Genomic DNA, 18770 nt, shown 5'->3' on the forward strand with positions numbered 1-18770 from the left:
AACCACTTACACATTCATAAATATTTATGTTAATAAATTAAAGAGTTTGTATTTCATTATGATTTCAGGTTTAAAAGAGCCAATACTCTTACCTATTTTGTAAGGTTCAAACACTTTTTAATTACTCCTTTAATTTTACACTGTTCGCGATTTTAAAAATTTCTTTTCTCAGTAAAACTGAAATTATATTTCTACTACGGTCAAATTTTAATACGTTTATATACTGTTTTCTCTTTCATAAAACTATTTTTACTTCTAAGTTTTAACTCTTATTCACAATCTTAGATTAACGATAATTCTAGTATAACAATGGTTTCAAAAACGATATTAACAACTAGCAGACTTTCTCTTCGAGAATTTGATATAAATGATGCTTCTTTTATTTTGGAACTACTAAATTCTCCTAATTGGTTACGATTTATTGGAGATAAGGGAGTTAAGACTATCGAGGACGCTACAAACTACCTCAAAAACGGTCCTATACAAAGTTACCTGAACAACGGATTTGGACTTTGGTTAGTTGAATTAAAAGGTACAAATACTCCTATAGGTATGTGTGGGTTAGTGAATCGAGAAATATTGGATAATATTGATATTGGTTTTGCTATGCTCCCTAATTATGTGGGATTAGGTTATGGTTTTGAAATAGCCTATGCCACATTACATTATGCAAAAAGTAATTTAAAGATTCCAAAAATTATCGCTATTACTGATACTAATAACATCGCATCTATAAAACTTTTAACCAAAATTGGTCTTCGATTTGATAAAACTCTAAACCTACCAGAAGGTGATAGTATTCTTGTTTTTTCACCGCCAAAATATAATAATGATCTAAGTAAAATCGACAAATTAACTACATCTTTTTTTAGTCTTTTCTCAAATATTAATGGACAAATTCCAAATGTAAAAAAGGTTAAGGATTTGTTTATTCCGCAAGGAATATTAATAAATAACTCAAATGAATCTCAAGAAATCTATAACCTAGAAGATTTCATAATTCCAAGAGAAGAGATATTAACTAATGGAACACTTGTAGATTTTAATGAATTTGAAATTTCACATACAACCGAAGTATTTGATACGATAGCGCACCGCTTTAGTCTTTATCAAAAATCTGGAAAGTCAAACGGAATTCCTTTTGAGTCTAAAGGTATGAAGACTATACAATTTGTCAAGATAAATCAATACTGGAAAATATCCTCAGTAGTTTGGAGTGATCAAACATAACCACAAGAAATAGAAACAGCTACTAATTATGAGATTAGTAGCTGTCTTATTCTAATGATTAAAAATTACAATTTCTATCTTTTTAAAAGTCTTTTGGTCTTTATTGTTTTTCCATTTTCATCATTAATCTTTAACATATATATGCCTGATTGACTAATATTAGGATTCAATTTTATATGGTCATTTTGTGATATTGGCAAGATGCTTTCTTTAAAGATCAAACTCCCACTAACATCATATATAATAATAGTATATTTTTTATCAGTTCTTACTAACGGCAAATCTATACTTAAAATGCTATCAAAAGGGTTTGGATGTATTCTAAATGTTGTGATAGTTTCTTTTAAAGAAGGAGGGAAAAACACTCCACTTGTATTTTTACCTGTATTTCTTGTTGTACCGCAAGCGCCTAGTAATTTCCAATCAGATGGAATACGTTCAAATAAATTACCTTGATAAGTAACTTTATCACCTTCTACATAGTTTACGCCACTTTGCCAAGGTGCTATTCCTGCACAAATATCAGGAGGTGTATTACCATCTGTGGTATAGTTTACCAGTAACCTGGCTGCTTTACTTGCTCCTCCTTCATATGAATCTGCGACTCTTTTTGCTGATGTACTTGTGAGACTTACCCCTTTTCCTCTTACAATAAAACTTGCATTATTACCAGATGTCCATCCACTTTTGTTTACCAAGCTTTGCACCATAGTCTTCAAATTAGGTGAACGCTGACGGCTTCCGCTTTGATTACTAGTCCAAGATTGTGGTCTCCAAGTAACCTTGCTTGAAAAAGTTGTTCTTCCTGATACGTTATTAGATGAGGAAAATGATGGTGAGTTACTACTATTATGCAATGCAATCTCTAACTCTGCATTACTACTATTACTTTCATCTGCAGTAAACTGAAGATACGCACTCGTAATTGTAGCATTTTTTGGTAATCCTAAAGATTGAAAACGTAACCCTACTACCTGATAACTCGTATTACTTGAGTCATAAACTAGTTCTAAATCACTGCTATTAGTATACAAACTTCCATCTTTTTCTTCCTCTACATCATCATTACCATTACTAATGGCTACTTCTATACTTCCATTATCTGGGTTTGGATCCACAATGGTTCCTTTGTTGATAGTGACTACGCTTCCGTTAGACGGTCTCCAAATATCTAAATTGGCAGGTATTGCAAATACATTATTATTTGAAACTGATCCAACCTGAGAAGCATTATCAACCTTTATTGTTCTTGCTTCGATCTTGCTTTCGCTAACAAAAATCCATTTAAATTGATTAAATCTAGAAGAATTCCGCGTCCAACTTTTATTATCATTATTTGATCGTAGTGGTGCTCCCCAACAACCTTCTCCGACGTATACTGTACCGTTCTCATTATCTCTTTTAAAGCCTTCATCATTTCCTGAACTTGTAGATGGACGAAGAGGCCAAGTTGTTTTTACAGTATGTGCATCACACTCTACTACAAGTTTTACTCCTTTATCATAAAAAAGACGTGCCCAATTACTATACTGGCTATTTCCTTCTCTTTTAGAAGATACATGTGGACGCATTGGTTTATGATACTGTGCCATTTTCCAAACTGTATTTGTATTAGCATTTAAATCATTACGTAACCATGTTGTTTGACTTCCTGAAATAGAAATCTCTGTATTAAGTGTATATGTTCTAACTAGGTTTCTACCAAAAGTAATTGCATAATACACACTTGATGATGGTACATCAAATAAATTATAAATACTATTATTACTATCTTCATGATTTCCCCTTGCCGCTATGATCGGAAACATTCTTCCGTCGCTAGCAATTGTTAATTGCCAGTCGTTAAACCACGTTCTCCATTCTGAACTACTATCACCATTAGTCATATCACCACCAAATAATACAGCATGTGGTTTCAATTTTGCTACTAAACTATTTGCATTACGCCTTGGAGTTCTATTATTTCTAGAATCTCCTCCCGCAATAAAAGATAATCTTCTATTATCTGAAGGTGCAGTTTTAAACCAAAAACGACTACTTGTACCTTGACTATCTCTTATGACAAAATAGTACGCTGTATTTGGAGTCAATCCTGTAAGCCTTGCAAAAGTATTATTCATACTTTTATAAGAAACGGTTCTGCTTGGTGCTTTTGAATTTGGATAATTTCTATAATTTGTGCCATAATCTGTTGTGCCATAATACACGACTGGATTACTGCCAGATGTTTGGTCCCATCCTATTACTATCGAAGTTGCAGGATTTCCTCGTAATGTTAATCGATATTTACCATTGGAAGCCTGAGTTTGCAATCCTATAAGAATTGCAAACAGAAAGTAGAGTTTTTTCATTTTTAAGAGTTAAGGTTAGTGATATCGAAGATAATGATACTTTGTTAAAAAGCCTTTTTATATACATTGATTTATCTTAAATTTAATCTAAAAATAAAGGGCCCTAAAAAAAAATTAGAGCCCTTGTTTTAAAAAAAGTTAAGTTACCTTCTAACTCTTTTATTATTTTTTTATTATTCTTTTTATCTCTATCACCTCATTACTCTCATTACTAATTGAAAGTAGATAAATCCCTTTACGATTAATTTTGGGAGCAATTGAGATATTTTCATTCTTAAATTTAGATAAAATTACCTCTTTATGCATCACCTTACCGCTTAGGTCATAAATAATAACAGTATAGTCTCTATTTTGTACTAATAAAGATGTTGATATTTGTAAAGTACTAGTAAAAGGATTGGGGTAAACATTAAATGATTCTTTATTATTTAATGTCATGAATGATTTGCCACCAGTTGTAGAATATTCTACTATCAATCTTACTGCCTTAGCTGCTCCACCTTCATAAGAATCCGCGACTCTTTTAGCAGAAGTGTTTGTCAAACTATTTCCTTTTCCTCTAATAATAAAACTTAAGTTATTTCCTGAAACCCAACTACTTTTATTTACTAAACTCTGTACCATAGCTTTAAGATTAGGAGAACGTTGCGCATTTCCGTTTTGATTTGATGACCATAACTGTGGATTCCATGTTACTTTTTCTGAAAAAGTTGCTCTATTTGACACATTATTTGAAGAAGAAAATGCAGGAGAATTACTGCTATCGTGCAATGAAATTTCTAATGACGCACTAGCACTATTACTTTCGTCTGCAGTAAATTGAAGGTATGCGTTTATTATAGTTGCATTTTTAGGGATATCTAAAGCTCTAAATCGTAATCCTACTTTTTGATATCCATTCCTAGAACCGTCGTATACCATTTCGAGATCACTACTATTTGTATATAGTGTTCCATTTTCTCGTTCTTCTACATCATCGCTACCATCAATAATTGCAACATTAACAGTTCCTGTTTGTCCTCCTCCAGGATCCGTTTCGGTAAAAGTTGCAGTTACATTTTTATCTGCATTCATGATAATACTACTAGGGTTTGTTCCTCCGGTAAGTGCACCACTCCATCCATCAAATTGCCATCCTGCAGCTGGCGTTGCTGTAAGCGTTGCAGAAACACCTTCGTTATATGTTCCTCCACCACTTACAGTTCCTTGTCCAACAGCATTTGTTGTTAGAGAATATGTAACTGAGGATGTGTTTCTTAAATAACTTGCATATACCGAATATCTAAAATTACTTTGTCCGCCGCTACCATAACTAGATGGCATATTACCTCCATTTGCAGACCAACTAGTCCCATCTGCTTGATATCTTCCCGGACTTCCTGATACATAAGCTACTCCAGGATTATTTGAAAACATCCATGCTAACCACACTGTATCACCATCATTCACATTTACAGCATTTTGTAATGGAACAGTTTGCCAACCTCTGGTAGATCGTACTTGGGTTATAGCGGTTTGACCTAGTCTTGTTCCAGGAGTTCCGTTATTATCTTCATAAACTCCTAGTTGAACATCTCCTGTACCTCCTTCTACATGAATAGTAATACTTTGTAATACTCCATTTTCACTCAATGTATATGGCATTGCCCTTCTTGTAGTATGAGTTGAGTTACTCGTTCCTACTGTTGTAATTCCAAGATTATATAGTGTTGTCGAACCATCCAAAGTTGTAACACTCTCTACTGCACTAAATGCAGAAACGTTGCCTGCAGCATCTTTAGCTTTAACTTTAAAAGTATAAGCTGTATTTGGCGATAATCCCGTGACATTAAATGCAGCAGTAGCAGTGGCACCTATTTTTGAATCACCTTGATATACATCATATCCAGCAACCGAAATATTATCTGTAGAAGCATTCCATGTCAATGAAACCGAACTAGATGTTATATTAGAAGATATTAAATTTGTTGGTACCGTTGGAGCTTCATTATCAGGCGTTGTTACAGCTGCATTAATAGTCACAACACTACCATTTGATGGATTCCAGATATCAAGATTTGACGGTATTGCAAAAACGTTAGTGTTCGACACTGATCCTACTTGTGAAGCATTATCAACTTTAATTGTTCTCGTTTCAATTTTATTTTCATCAACAAAAATCCATTTAAACTGATTGAATCGAGCAGAGTTACGAGTCCAACTTTTGTTATCATTATTAGATCGCAACGGAGCTCCCCAACAACCTTCACCGGCATAAACAGTACCATTTTCATCATCTCTTACAAAACCTTCATCGCTTCCTGATCCTGTAGCTGGACGTAATGGCCAGGTTGTTTTTACAGTATGCGCATCACATTCTATAACCAACTTTACATTATTATCATAAAAAAGTTGTGCCCAATTATTGTATTGATCGTTTCCTTCTCTTTTTGAAGAAACATGAGGGCGCATTGGCTTATGGTATTGAGCCATTTTCCAAATTGTATTTGGATTGGCTGTTAAATCATTTCGTAACCATGTTGTCTGACTTCCAGAAATTGAAATTTCAGTATTTAAAGTATATGTACGAACTAAATTTTGTCCAAAAGTTATTGCATAATATACGCTTGATGAAGGTACATCAAAAAGGTTATAAATACTGTTATTACTGTCTTCATGATTACCTCTTGTCGCCACAATAGGAAACATTCTACCATCACTTGCAATTGTTAACTGCCAATCATCCATCCATTGTCTCCATTGTGAACTACTATCACTATTGGTCATATCACCTCCAAATAACACTGCATGAGGTTTTAATTTTGCAACCAATCGATTTGCATTTTGCCTTGGAGATCTGTTATTACGAGAATCTCCCCCAGCAATAAAAGACAGCCTGCTATTATCTGCTGGCGCTGTCTTAAACCACATACGTTGGCTAGTTCCTTGACTATCTCTAATCACGAAATAATATGCTGTATTAGGTGTTAAACCTGTAAGACGAGCAAAATTATTATTCATTCCTTTATATGACACCGCTCTATCTGGAGTTTTAGTATTGGGATAACTACTGTAATTAGTACCAAAGTCGGTTGTACCATAGTGTACTACTGGGCTATTTCCTGAAGTTTGATCCCATCCTATTACGATAGAAGTTGAGGGGTTTTCTCTTAAAGTTAATCGATATTTACCATTAGAAGCCTGTACTGCTTGTAATCCTATTAGGATAGCAAATAAAAAAAAGAGTTTTTTCATTTTGTGTGTTTTAGGTTTTAGTTAATTTGGATTTAATAGTGAATTTTAAAATAAATTCTATAGGGAATATGTTCTGAATTATTTCAGATAAAAAATAAACTGTCATATGGTATTTGGCTCTACCATTAGCCAACAATTACGATGAAGAAATAGATTTTTTCATAGGGCAATACTTTTTGGGGTTATAGAAAGTCAAATTTAATTAAATGGCTATCAAATAGTTGAACTCTACCAATTCTTAACTAAGAATTAAACTAGATAACATTGAAGTCATTGTTTGTTAACATCTATTAAGTATAATTAAGAAATCATTTTACATTTATACACCGTATGAATTTGATACCTACAGTAAAAAATAAAGAAAGTGAGTTTTGGTTTCATGAGTTTACATTTGGTTTTTCAAAAATAGTCACTTTGTAGAACTTGAATATAGATTTTTATCAATCATAAATATGATATAAATCAATTCAATTCATTCATTATTATCTTACCCCTTTAATTAACTGGTATTAAAAAAACCTTGTTGCTACCGACTTCAAACAAAAAATGAGTATTACTATATTTATAAATAAAAAAAAGACCATCAAAATGATGGTCTTTTTAATTTGAAATATCTCAACGAATCGAATTATTGAATAATAAAGCGTTGTGTTGAGTCTTGCACTTTAAGTATATACATACCTGCCCCCAGACGGCTCACATTGATAGAGCCACTATTATTTAATTTTCCTTTTCCAACAACTTGTCCCATAATATTTATTATAGAATATGGTGTTTCTGATAATTGTTTACCAGAAATAGATACTTGTAATGAGCTTCCTTTAGATAATGGGTTAGGGTGAACTCTCATTGCAAACGCTCCTTCATTTTCTGTTCCTAAAGTTGGTGTTGTAGGACCAAAACTTGCTACCACAGATGATCCTGGACAAGATCCTTCATAAATCTTCACATTCGAGAATACAGAAGTGTTTCCAGAACCAGCGTCATTATCATTAATAAATACTAATCTATCCATACTACCTGTATAGAAATTACCAACAGGTATTGTATATGTAGTAGTACCACCAGCATAATTATCAAAATCTAATACTCCATAACTTTGAGTACCGTGAACTTTGAAATATCGAGTTTGTGTTAGTGTATTATCATCTTCGAAACCAACTGCATGGATTTCTCCTTGAGCTGTACTGCTAAAGTCAAACTCTATTACAGTATTTGCCGTAACAGTATAGTTAAGAGCAATAAATTTCCAAGTATTATTTGACATTGATAATCCTGCACCTCCATTAATAACTGTTGCATTATTACCTGTTGCTGTATCTTGATTAGAGAAAGGAGAGATTGTGAAATCATTAAAACTTAGTGCATCACAAGTTGGGTCAGGATTTCCTGTACCATCCTGAATACTAACAGCATCTATAGCTATATCACTTTGCCAACCTTGACCTCCATCACCAGTTAGTACATTAAATCGTAATTGTACACTAGCGTTTCCTGCATATGCAGAAAGATCAACGTCTGCAGCATTCCAGTTAGTTCCTTGAGCTCCAGCTCTATTAAATACGCTTACCCAGTTTCCTGTATTATCGGTTCTTGCTTCTACGGTTAATGATTCAATAGCACTACCTACCATATGGTATTGGAAAGTAAGGCTAGGTGACGTAAGTCCGCTAAAGTTTAAACAAGGTGAGTTTAATATTGCTCTTTTGTTAGGGAATCCAGTACCATTACCAGATGCTTCTACATAGATATATGTACTACCATCTACTGCACTACTTGGTCCTGTTCCGTTTGATGGAGTACCACCAGAGTTTCTAGTGAAGTTTAAATCATCTCCTGAAGTAGCATCTTTCCATAACCCCAAGTTTGTTTCAAAACTTTCAGCAAATGGGAATGATGTAACATCTCCAGTACAATCATCTCCGCCTGGTCCAGGTCCACCACCATCACAAGGGTTTACAAATGAAACCGTTTGATCAGTTTGACCGTTAGAACCGCCATTATTATTTTCGTTAGCATCTTGACCAACTCCTCTTTCTGCAAATGCTTTCCAGATTAAACATCTGTATTGTCCGTTATATAAATCTTGATCAGCTTGAAGAATACCATCACGACCAGAAACGAATCCAGGATTGTTTGCAGTATTTTTTAATCCTTCGATTACTAATGCCATTGCGATATTGTTACCGCCTGTACCATTATAAAAATCTGGATTAAACCCTTCTTGATCAATTAGCGCCCATGTCATATCCCATAAAATAGTTGCAAAAGCATATCCTACTCCATGAGGTCTTGCTAAACCACCTATATCTGCATAATCTGTATTATTAATAGATCTGTTTGTAGAATATCTTGTAGGACGAATTCCTGCTCCATCAACTGGTTGCCCTAAAACGTAAGGTCCAACTCCTCTACCATCGGTTCCTCTATCTCCTGCTTTCATAGTAAGCATTAATCCGAACCAATCAGACCATCCTTCTCCCATTTGCTCAGATCCACCAAGTGTATTAGAATTTCTACCACCTACTAATCTTGTAGAAATACCATGACCATATTCATGCGCAATTATAATATTATCGAAACTTCCGTCTCTTCCTGGGTTTGTTCTATTCCATAGGAACATTTGCATTCTTGGATTACTTCCATCAGGTGGTGTACCAAAATTAGCATTATTTGTTCCGCTTCCATCTTGTGCATCAGCATTTACAGAATCACTTCCTGATCCACCATTACCGTAGTTATTTTCTTGAAAATTACCACTAGCTTCATCAAAACCATACTGATACCATACATCATGCATAATATTGTTCCAGTAAAATAAGTTGGTAATTGAAGCATCTCTATAATTACTTGGTGCCTGGTTTAAATTTACTGGGAAACTAAAATCTAAACTACTGCCTCCACTTGGTGAAAAACCTGTTCCGTTATTTCCATTACTATCATCTTGAGCCCAAACATTATTACCTCTAGTAATAGTAAACTCTGCTCCTGCACTACCATTTGTATCATGCCATCCAAATGGCGAAGCTGTTGTATTTGCAGGATCTGTTACTATAGATCTATTTCCTTCATCAGGACTTCCTAATGGCATTGCATAAACGTTATATGAATCTGGTGCCAATGCCGCTGTAGCCGCTTTAGTTAAAGGACCTATTTTATTAGCATCAATTAGTACTGATTCGTTATGGTCGTGAGATTCATGACCAGGTGCATCAAAGTTACAAGAGATTACCCAGTTGTTTTCATGAAGTATTTCATTAGTAGAAATATCAACATAACTATCCCACCAGTTTTCTCCTCCTTTTTCATATAAGTTTACATTCCAAGCAAGGCGTAACTCATTATTATGATATACATAAACCTGCTTAGCTGTAATTGCTTTTTCATCTTCTGTTATCCCAGAATTTTTAAATTCAAAAACATCATTTCCGTTTTTTTGGATAACTGCTTTTGAAAGACTTTTTGGTTGAGCAAGATTATGCATTCTTGCCACAACTCCAATTGCCGTTTCTGGTGTACTAGAAGATTTAGCCGCTACTACTTTAGAAGCTGCATCTTGAACAAATTGATTTATTGCATAAGTAACTTGTCCATTTTCTACAGAAACTTTATATGTTCCGTTTACAATTGGTGTTCCATTAAGGTACTGTGTAATATAAGCATGAACTAAACCTGGTTTTAAGGATGATGCTGTACTTGTGATTTTAAATTCTGAATAATCATTAGTAGTTGAAGATTTTGCATCGTTAGCTGCGGCAGCTTCTGCTTTGAAATGGTTAAGGACAGCTGTTTCTATGTCCTGTTGTGCAAAAAGTGTTTGTCCGATTAAAAGAATTAATACGGCAAACGAGTAGACTTTTTTCATAAAAATTAGTATTTGAGTTTGTGTATAACAAAATTAAAGAAAATCTAATGATATTTAACAATCACTGAGAAAGACGTATTAAATTACCATAAATTAACACATACATTGAACTTTTTTTATTAATGTTGTTAAAAAAACAACAACGAGTCTAAAAATACCTATTAACTACTACCAACACTGGGCTAACTCAAATAATCAAATCCATAATATTCAGAATGAGGTATTTAAAATAATAATTATCCCTTTTTTGTATTACGGTAAACCTGTCGAATTAAATTTTAAAAAAAATTTAACTAACGTTAGTTCAGGGTATAAAAAAACTTGAATTTGATTAACAAAAAGAAATAAAGTTTAAACAAGATATTCAGAAATTCATATCCGTAAATATTACACTTATTTAAGAAAGGTAACAATCAAAAAGTTTAGGCGAATACGTTATCTTATAGACTAAAAAACAATCATAAATTCTTACGTTAAGATCAACCAATTTTTTTAGTTATTAAACAATCTAAAGAAAATATCAATCAATAATAAGAATAGAACTATCTAAAAAAAGAACTTGCAATCAAATATATTATAAACTTTAAATAAGATTTTTTAATCTTTGATGTTCTTTAATATAATATGTATTTTTAAATATCACTAAATCTCTTAAATAATGGACAAACGTAAATTTCTTAAAACTACAATAATCGCATCAACAGGTATGGCCGCCGTTCCTTCGATGGTTTTATCGTCATGTACATCTACAAAAAAAGAAGAAAATAAAAGCGAAACTGTACCCGTGGTTGCTGAAAAAGCTTCATCTGTATTTACACTACCTAAATTGAGTTATGGATATGATGCTTTTCCAGATACTATAGATGCAATGACAATGGAGATTCATCATTCAAAACATCATCAAGGTTATGTTAACAAATTAAACAAAGCACTTGAAGAAAGCGCTAATACAAGTAAAGATATTACCGATATATTAAGAGGTAAAAACCTTTCTGCAGGAGTAAGAAATAATGGTGGCGGACATTTTAATCATTCTTTATACTGGGATATTTTAACCCCTGGAGGAAGCATGTCTGACGCCTTTAAGGAACTTATTATTAAAAACTTTAATTCTATAGAAGCCTTTAAAGGTGAACTTGCAAATGCAGGTAAGAAAAGATTTGGATCTGGATGGGCATGGTTATGTCAAGATACAGATAAAAAGTTATTCATTACCTCAACAGCAAATCAAGATAATCCTTTAATGACAGTTGCCGAAAAACAAGGACACCCAATTCTAGGAATTGATGTTTGGGAACACGCATACTATTTAAAATATCAAAATAAAAGAGGTGATTACCTCAATAATATTATAAATATAATAAACTGGCAAAAAGTAGAAAGTAGAATTCTGTAAGTCCTTATTTAGGTAATTAATACCGATTTAAGATATAAAATAATTAAATTGCATGTAAAAAGTAATATTTATAAGCAATATTGGATTATGAAAATCGTAAAATTAATATCATTTATCTTTTTAACCCTTATTTTAGGTTGCAAAGGAGAGAATAAAAAGGAAGTTACTAATCAAGAGACTGATATCAAAAAGTCGAATACAATTGAAAAGATAGAAATCAATTTAACATCTAAAAGTAATAGTAATGTTACTGGTAAAATTTCTTTTATTGAAGAAGAAGGATTAGTAAATATGGTAGCAGAATTAACAGGACTTAGTGAAGGTGAACATGCTATCCATATTCATGAAAAGGCAGATTGTTCGTCTCCCGATGGTAAATCAACTGGTGGACATTGGAATCCTTCATTAAAACCTCATGGTAAATGGGGAGCTAAAGAAGGTTATCACGCTGGCGATATTGGAAATTTTAACGCCGATGAACATGGTCATGGAGTAATCAATTTTTCTACTAACGAATGGTGTATTGGTTGTGACGACGATAAAAAGAATATCCTTGGCAAAGCTATTATTGTTCATCAAGGCACAGATGATTTTACTTCTCAACCTTCTGGCGCTGCAGGAAGTAGAGTAAGTTGTGGAGGAATAATCCAGTAATCTATTCTTTTTACTAAAAAATATAAAGAGGTTGCTTTTTACAACCTCTTTTTTGTTTTCTTAAACGAAAACAGTATCTTCCCAATCTATTGTAGATAAACCGAATGCAACCCACAGCACTAATCATAGCTTTACAGAATAAAGATCAAAATGCTTTTAAAAGTATATATGATATGTACTCTGAAAATGTATATGGTATTATTAATACTATTTTGAAAGACGATACTCTTTCTGAAGAAGTACTGCAGGATGTATTTATAAAAATTTGGAATAAAGCTCCTTTATATTCCGAAAAAAAAGGTCGGTTCTTTACTTGGATTCTTAATATAGCACGAAATGCTGCTATTGATAAAACAAGATCTAAAAGTTATAAAAACACAACACAAAACCTTACCGTCGATTCTTTCGTAGATATACTAGAAGACAAAACTAACTTTGTTAGTAAAATTGATAGTATTGGGATCAAAAAATATATTCAATCTTTAGAACCGATTTGTAAAAAAGTAATTGATCTTTTATTTTTTAAAGGATTTACTCAAAAAGAAACGGCTGAAGAATTGGATATTCCTCTGGGGACGGTTAAGACGAGAAATAGAATTTGTATTGATAAACTAAAAAAAACATTGGAAGTATAGGCTATACATGGATATTAAAGCATACATATCATCTGGTATTTTAGAATTATATGTCTATGGTTCTCTTTCTGAAAAAGAGAACGAAGAGGTATATAAGATATTGCAAGAATATCCTGAAGCTGTTGAAGAAGTTGAGCGTATTGAAAAAACACTGCAACAATTATCAAGTGTTATGGCTTCTCCTAATGTAAATTCTTTATACCATAAAATTGAGTCACAACTAGAAGAATCAACAGATAAAAACACTGTTATACCAATTAATCGTTCATCAAAAAATTGGGCTGCATATATTGGTTGGGCTGCATCTGTTGCTTTATTAATTGGATTATTTATTCAATTTAATAAAAATCAAAAATTGCAACAGCAAGTTGTAACTAATCAAATAGAACAAAACTTACTTGAAGGTAAAATAAATGTAGCTGAAGAGGATCTTTCTAAGGTAAAGTCCCTATTAAATGTATTACGAAACAAAGATATTATACAAATACCTTTAAAAGCACAGCAGGTTGACCCTAGTGCTTATGCAGCCGTATATTGGGATAAAGAAAAACAAGTGACATATATAGATGTTGCTGGATTACCTACTCCTCCACCTGGCAAAGTATACCAAGTATGGTCATTAAAATTAGACCCTCTTACACCAACTAGTCTTGGAGTTTTAAATAACTTCTCTGAAGATGATCAAAAAATCTTTAGTCTTAAAAACACCAATGCATCGGAAGCATTTGGTATTACCTTAGAACCCGAAGGTGGTAGTGAATCGCCTACTTTAGAACAATTATATACCTTAGGAATAATTGATTCTTAAATCTTTTTACGTTTACTAAACTTAGAAATACATTTTAATTTTAATAAAAAAAAACAGAAGCAAGATTTATATTCTTACCTCTGTTTTAGTTTTTAGTATCTATGTTTTAAGGAAACTTTTCCTTTGTTTGTTTTAGTTACTTACCTCTGTAATTTTAGCTTCACTATTCATATAGATATTTGTACCGGTAAGCTTATCGATTTCAAAACTATATGTTGTTGTTGGAGTATCAAATTGCTGAGAAACATTATTTGGAGTTGTAAATCTAAAAGCTCCGTAGTTAAAGCTCAATTCACACATTTCATACCCAGCATCTAACTCATACTTGATCCTTAATTTTGTTTCACTAATAGAAGATACATTAATACGCCCTACCTCGGTACTATTACTTATATCACAACCATTAGGATTGGTTAAAATCTCGATATTAAAACCTCTTTCTCCTTGACCTGCTATAAAGCCATATGCTAAAAAAGTATTGAAAACGTCATTTTCACATATACCGCAAGCATCATGATATCCATACGCCTGAATACACTCAGCTTCGCATTTTTGAACACAGTATTCAAAAGATCTCACCCAATCTTTATAATAAAAACATCCTGAATAATAAGAATAATAATACTCTTGAGTCAAGTTTTTGTTATACGCAAAAGCAGAATAAAGACAATTACTATCTTTATCATAAACTTTAGAGTATGCTACGATCTCAAAACAATCTAAATTGATTGAAGATAATGGTATTACATAAGTAGCTTTTTTTGTTCCTCCGAAATAGTAAGGAAAGGCTTTGAAGTTAAATTTCCATAATTTTGGAAAACCATTAGAATAGAAAGGTATATTTCCTTTTTCCCCAATATATAGGTATACCTTTTTCATAAACTTATTCTTGTCTGCTTTAAAAGTAAGGTATAGATTTTCATCATCATTAGATACAATAACTTTACCTACTTTTTTCTTGTTTTGCCCAACTAATAAAGGCATCACTTTAGATTCTTTACATCTTAGATTTTTAACATCACTCTGCGATAATTCAGAAGGTTTAAGTAATGTATAATCATAATTCCAGTATCCTTTTTGATTAGTTTCAGTAAGTAATGGAGCTTCCTCTTCTTCTGCTCTTTTTTCATCACCTTCTAACCCTTGAGAACCATCATTTTCTACAAAATCCGGTTCGGCAACAACGCTTTCTGGTTGTTGTTCTGTAATATCACTTTCGTCTTTACTACAAGAAGAAAAAGCTAAAAACAAAGCGATTAAACAATAATGTAATATGTAATTTTGTTTCATAATAAAAAATTAAAAAGTTTAAATTGTTTCCCTAAAAGTTCAGCAAAATTAAAAAAAATTAGGACTTGAAAAATATTTCATCTTATTTCATAGTAAATAAAATAGTGGATAACATCTTTAAACTTCAAGTTGTACTCAACATCGCTTCAGACAAACACTAACTGTTTTTAAACATTTTCTTGAAAAACTAAAGTTTACTTAAATAATTATTTGATTTTTAACAAAATAGCACCATAAAACACTTTTAATGTGTTTCTATTTTAATCGGAATTTTCCCCAATTTATACGTGTCAAAAATTTCAATAATTTCTTTATTGTTTATAAGTTTTACATCAATTTGTTTTAAAACTTCTTCTTCAGACATCATAGATCTCATTAAGATCAGTTTAAATCCTTCTTTTCGTTTTTCTAATTGATCATCTCCTCTATTTTTTGAAGAAAACTCTTTATATGAATCGGCCATAGCTAACCAAATTTCAATTTCATTATCTGGATGTTGATCTCGTTTAAAATTTGTTATTGTTTGTTCTAAAGAAACCGGATATACTTCTCTAAATGTTTCATGAATTCTTTTTATGCTTCCCAACTGCTTTTCTGTCAATTTTTCGTGTACTACAGATTCCGGAGTTAATTTTTCGATTTCAATATTTTGATACTCCGAATTTCCTTGTTTTGTATTTTGACAAGCTATTAAAAGGAATATGGAAACTATAAACAACAAACTTTTCATTGTATACTTTTTTTAAATTAGTGTACATCTAAAATAGTAATTGCTAAGTTCGAACTTATTTTAGTGATTATTAGTACAACCATAAATAAATATTCATAAAACGAAAAGCTTGTTCACCCTATTATGAACAAGCTTTTAACAAACATCAAAAAATAAAACTCAAAATTATTATATTAAAATACCTTTAAAAACTATAGGTTATTTGCGCCTCTATTAAAAATGGCCTGTCTTGAAGTATATACGTTTCATCTGTAGTCTCTAATGCATCTGTTAACCTTGCCGAAGTAGCAACTAATGGATCTTCCCATTTGGTATTAAAAACATTCTCTAAAGTAACTCCAAACTTTATAGCTTTGATGGTATACTCTAATGTAATATCATTAACCAGATATTTATTGGTATTTTGATTATCTATAGCACTAATATTGTCAAAATATCTATATCGCAATCCTCCTGAAAAATTCTTATAGTTTTCTATCATTATTCCTCCTTCTATACTTAATTCATTTACAAAAGAAGGTTTATTATTCTCTAACCCAACAATACCTCTAGCAAAAATCATTTTAGAATCAATAGATAACCATTTATTTAGTTGATATGAAGCATTAAAATCTATCCCCAATCTTTGATCATCTAATTCTAAATTTGCAACATCCTGATCATCAATATATGTGTATCCATTATTTAAATTAAAATACCAAACATTAGCACCTATCAAAATTTGATGAGAAAGCACTCTGGTTACTCCTAACTCTAATCCATATGATCTTGCTATTGTATTAGTAGTTGTGGCTACATTGTTATGACTATATAATCCTAACCCTGAGTTTAGAGATATCGCAAAGTATTCACCTGGCATAAAAACTATATTAGTTTTAGGTAAAATGATCATATTAGATGAGTACTCTGTATCAAAATCATTTTCAACATATTCAAAATAATCTACTTGCAACTTTGGAATAATATTAAGTTTTTTATTTCTAGAGTTATTATTGTTTAACTCGATTGTATTGGTTCTAAAACCTAATATGTTAGTATTTACAATATCAAATGGTCTTTTTTCAAATTTATTAGCATATAACTCAATTTGGAAATCATGAAAAATATCTACAGGTATTTCTAGGTTATGTTTTTCTTCTGTTATCATCTGGGCATATCCCAATCCAGATGTAAAAAACAACATTAGTAGTATACGAAACTTTTTCATCAGACCTTCTTTTTTTAGAGTTTTGCTATTTTCTGAGATAAAACAGGTCCCAACTCGTAAGCGCTTTCTATTAATTCTTTTTTGATTGTATTTACTTTATTTTGAAATCCATTTGTTTTGTAAATTTCAGCGATGTGATACTGCGTTTCAGGTTCAAATGTTTTACCAATAATAAATTTTTCTGCTATCTCTAAAGCTTTTTCATGTTCTCCTTTTAAATTCAAAATATGTGCTTTTAAATCGTAAGACTGTGGAGTGGGTCTGTTATCAATTTCTTCTTCGGCTATTTCTAAAGCCTTATTAAAATCTTGATATTCCTCTGCCAAAAGCATTGCATTGTATGTATTATACATTTTACCATATCTCTTATCAGCAATTGCATATTTATACCCTATAAGATTTCCTTTTTTTGTTAAATGATCTTTTTGAAATTCTGCAATTTCAGCTTTTAATAAAAAGTAATCTGGACTTTGATACGACTCTGTAACAGCATCTATAATTCTTAAAGCTTCTTGTGGATTATGTTCATATGAATAAATGATCCAAGCAATACCCTTCATTGCATAGGCGTTAGATGGATCAATTTCTAATGTTTTTAGATAATAATCATATGAATCCTTAATTCTACCAGCATGACCATAGTAATCAGCAAGGTTTGTGTATGACCATAGCATTAATCCTTTCTTGTTACTCTGCTCTGCGATTGTTTTAGCTTTTTCCATATTGCGTATCGTTGCGTCCAGATCACCTTTGTAATCGTTCCATTTAGCTAACCGAATTAAAAAGTTATACTTACTTTGATCGGCTATTTCTTCTAAGTATTTTTTAGCTTCATTGTATTGACCTAACTCCATAGAAACATCAAACAGTACCATTTTTGCCGATGCATTTGGATTTAGAATATAAGCACCTTGAGCAGCATTTTTTGCTTCTTTAAATCGATGTTGTGAAATGTAATTTCTAGCTAATGCTAGTAAGTATCCTTCTTTTTTGATGGCAGCTACTTTTACAGATTTAACCAATACCTGCTCTGCTTGCTTTAAAAATTGAATATTTCCAGTTGACTGAAACATCTCAGAATATACACCAGCTACTGCAATCATCGCCGGTAATTGTATACTATCTGTTTTTATTTTTGTGTTCCAAAAATTTAATTTCTTATTTGTTTCATCAATATTTTGGTGATTATTGTGCGATAAATATTTAACATAATCATTTGAATTTGTAACTACTTGACTCGGTTCTTGGCATGAAGTTGTAATTGCCACAAGTAATACGATGCAGATATAATATATAGGTTTCATTTGTTTTGTTTTTTGAAGTTACATTTACCCCTGCCACTTAATAGCGTACATTTTGCAAAATCCGTA

General features: G+C 31.9%; 12 protein-coding genes. 5 read left to right on the plus strand and 7 right to left on the minus strand.

The features are described from left to right. Positions 1–309 precede the first annotated feature (309 nt). Positions 310–1230: a GNAT family N-acetyltransferase gene (locus tag D1816_RS07965; RefSeq protein WP_118502090.1), complete on the plus strand. Its 921-nt coding sequence runs from the start codon at positions 310–312 to the stop codon at positions 1228–1230. Between the two features lie 74 nt (positions 1231–1304). Here D1816_RS07965 and D1816_RS07970 read toward each other — a convergent pair whose 3' ends face one another. From D1816_RS07970 to D1816_RS07980, 3 genes are all read right to left on the minus strand, one after another. Then, positions 1305–3581, minus strand: a complete 2277-nt coding sequence (locus D1816_RS07970; protein ID WP_118502092.1) for a fibronectin type III domain-containing protein — start codon at positions 3579–3581, stop codon at positions 1305–1307. A 162-nt stretch (positions 3582–3743) separates the two neighbouring features. Then, positions 3744–6815: a fibronectin type III domain-containing protein gene (locus D1816_RS07975; protein WP_118502094.1), complete on the minus strand. Its 3072-nt coding sequence runs from the start codon at positions 6813–6815 to the stop codon at positions 3744–3746. A 628-nt stretch (positions 6816–7443) separates the two neighbouring features. Beyond that, positions 7444–10680, minus strand: a complete 3237-nt coding sequence (locus D1816_RS07980; RefSeq protein ID WP_118502096.1) for a M36 family metallopeptidase — start codon at positions 10678–10680, stop codon at positions 7444–7446. Between the two features lie 658 nt (positions 10681–11338). Here D1816_RS07980 and D1816_RS07985 point away from each other — a divergent pair. From D1816_RS07985 to D1816_RS08000, 4 genes are all read left to right on the plus strand, one after another. Beyond that, positions 11339–12076, plus strand: a complete 738-nt coding sequence (locus D1816_RS07985) for a superoxide dismutase (RefSeq protein WP_232517432.1) — start codon at positions 11339–11341, stop codon at positions 12074–12076. Positions 12077–12163: 87 nt separating this feature from the next. Continuing rightward, positions 12164–12730 carry a superoxide dismutase family protein gene (locus tag D1816_RS07990; protein WP_118502098.1) on the plus strand — a complete coding sequence of 189 codons (567 nt, stop codon included), beginning with the start codon at positions 12164–12166 and terminating at the stop codon, positions 12728–12730. A gap of 104 nt (positions 12731–12834) precedes the next feature. Continuing rightward, positions 12835–13365: an RNA polymerase sigma factor gene (locus D1816_RS07995; protein WP_066318404.1), complete on the plus strand. Its 531-nt coding sequence runs from the start codon at positions 12835–12837 to the stop codon at positions 13363–13365. Positions 13366–13372: 7 nt separating this feature from the next. After that, positions 13373–14173, plus strand: coding sequence for an anti-sigma factor domain-containing protein (locus tag D1816_RS08000; RefSeq protein WP_066318405.1), 801 nt, complete (start codon positions 13373–13375; stop codon positions 14171–14173). Positions 14174–14305: 132 nt separating this feature from the next. On the opposite strand, the gene D1816_RS08005 is transcribed toward D1816_RS08000, so the two are convergent. The 4 genes from D1816_RS08005 to D1816_RS08020 all read right to left on the minus strand — a co-directional run bounded on the left by D1816_RS08005 (position 14306) and on the right by D1816_RS08020 (position 18704). Continuing rightward, on the minus strand, positions 14306–15463 hold the full coding sequence (locus tag D1816_RS08005; RefSeq protein WP_118502100.1) for a hypothetical protein: 1158 nt from the start codon (positions 15461–15463) through the stop codon (positions 14306–14308). Between the two features lie 244 nt (positions 15464–15707). Next, positions 15708–16193, minus strand: coding sequence for a hypothetical protein (locus D1816_RS08010; RefSeq protein ID WP_118502102.1), 486 nt, complete (start codon positions 16191–16193; stop codon positions 15708–15710). Between the two features lie 184 nt (positions 16194–16377). Then, a complete protein-coding gene (locus D1816_RS08015; protein ID WP_147405033.1) occupies positions 16378–17400 on the minus strand; it encodes a TonB-dependent receptor in 1023 nt (340 codons plus the stop codon). A 14-nt stretch (positions 17401–17414) separates the two neighbouring features. Further along, the gene (locus tag D1816_RS08020; RefSeq protein ID WP_118502106.1) at positions 17415–18704 is read right to left on the minus strand and encodes a hypothetical protein; all 1290 of its coding nucleotides are present in this window, start codon (positions 18702–18704) and stop codon (positions 17415–17417) included. Positions 18705–18770: the final 66 nt, after the last annotated feature.

Origin of the sequence: Aquimarina sp. AD10 (genome assembly GCF_003443715.1) — a bacterium.
In the GTDB taxonomy this organism is placed as follows: Bacteria; Bacteroidota; Bacteroidia; order Flavobacteriales; family Flavobacteriaceae; genus Aquimarina; species Aquimarina aggregata.

What these genes read in the sequence shown, in the direction of transcription:
- D1816_RS07965 (WP_118502090.1), top strand. Translation starts at nt 310, where the DNA reads ATGGTTTCAAAAACGATATTAACAACTAGCAGACTTTCTCTTCGAGAA.
- D1816_RS07970 (WP_118502092.1), bottom strand. Translation starts at nt 3,581, where the DNA reads ATGAAAAAACTCTACTTTCTGTTTGCAATTCTTATAGGATTGCAAACT.
- D1816_RS07975 (WP_118502094.1), bottom strand. Translation starts at nt 6,815, where the DNA reads ATGAAAAAACTCTTTTTTTTATTTGCTATCCTAATAGGATTACAAGCA.
- D1816_RS07980 (WP_118502096.1), bottom strand. Translation starts at nt 10,680, where the DNA reads ATGAAAAAAGTCTACTCGTTTGCCGTATTAATTCTTTTAATCGGACAA.
- D1816_RS07985 (WP_232517432.1), top strand. Translation starts at nt 11,339, where the DNA reads ATGGACAAACGTAAATTTCTTAAAACTACAATAATCGCATCAACAGGT.
- D1816_RS07990 (WP_118502098.1), top strand. Translation starts at nt 12,164, where the DNA reads ATGAAAATCGTAAAATTAATATCATTTATCTTTTTAACCCTTATTTTA.
- D1816_RS07995 (WP_066318404.1), top strand. Translation starts at nt 12,835, where the DNA reads ATGCAACCCACAGCACTAATCATAGCTTTACAGAATAAAGATCAAAAT.
- D1816_RS08000 (WP_066318405.1), top strand. Translation starts at nt 13,373, where the DNA reads ATGGATATTAAAGCATACATATCATCTGGTATTTTAGAATTATATGTC.
- D1816_RS08005 (WP_118502100.1), bottom strand. Translation starts at nt 15,463, where the DNA reads ATGAAACAAAATTACATATTACATTATTGTTTAATCGCTTTGTTTTTA.
- D1816_RS08010 (WP_118502102.1), bottom strand. Translation starts at nt 16,193, where the DNA reads ATGAAAAGTTTGTTGTTTATAGTTTCCATATTCCTTTTAATAGCTTGT.
- D1816_RS08015 (WP_147405033.1), bottom strand. Translation starts at nt 17,400, where the DNA reads ATGAAAAAGTTTCGTATACTACTAATGTTGTTTTTTACATCTGGATTG.
- D1816_RS08020 (WP_118502106.1), bottom strand. Translation starts at nt 18,704, where the DNA reads ATGAAACCTATATATTATATCTGCATCGTATTACTTGTGGCAATTACA.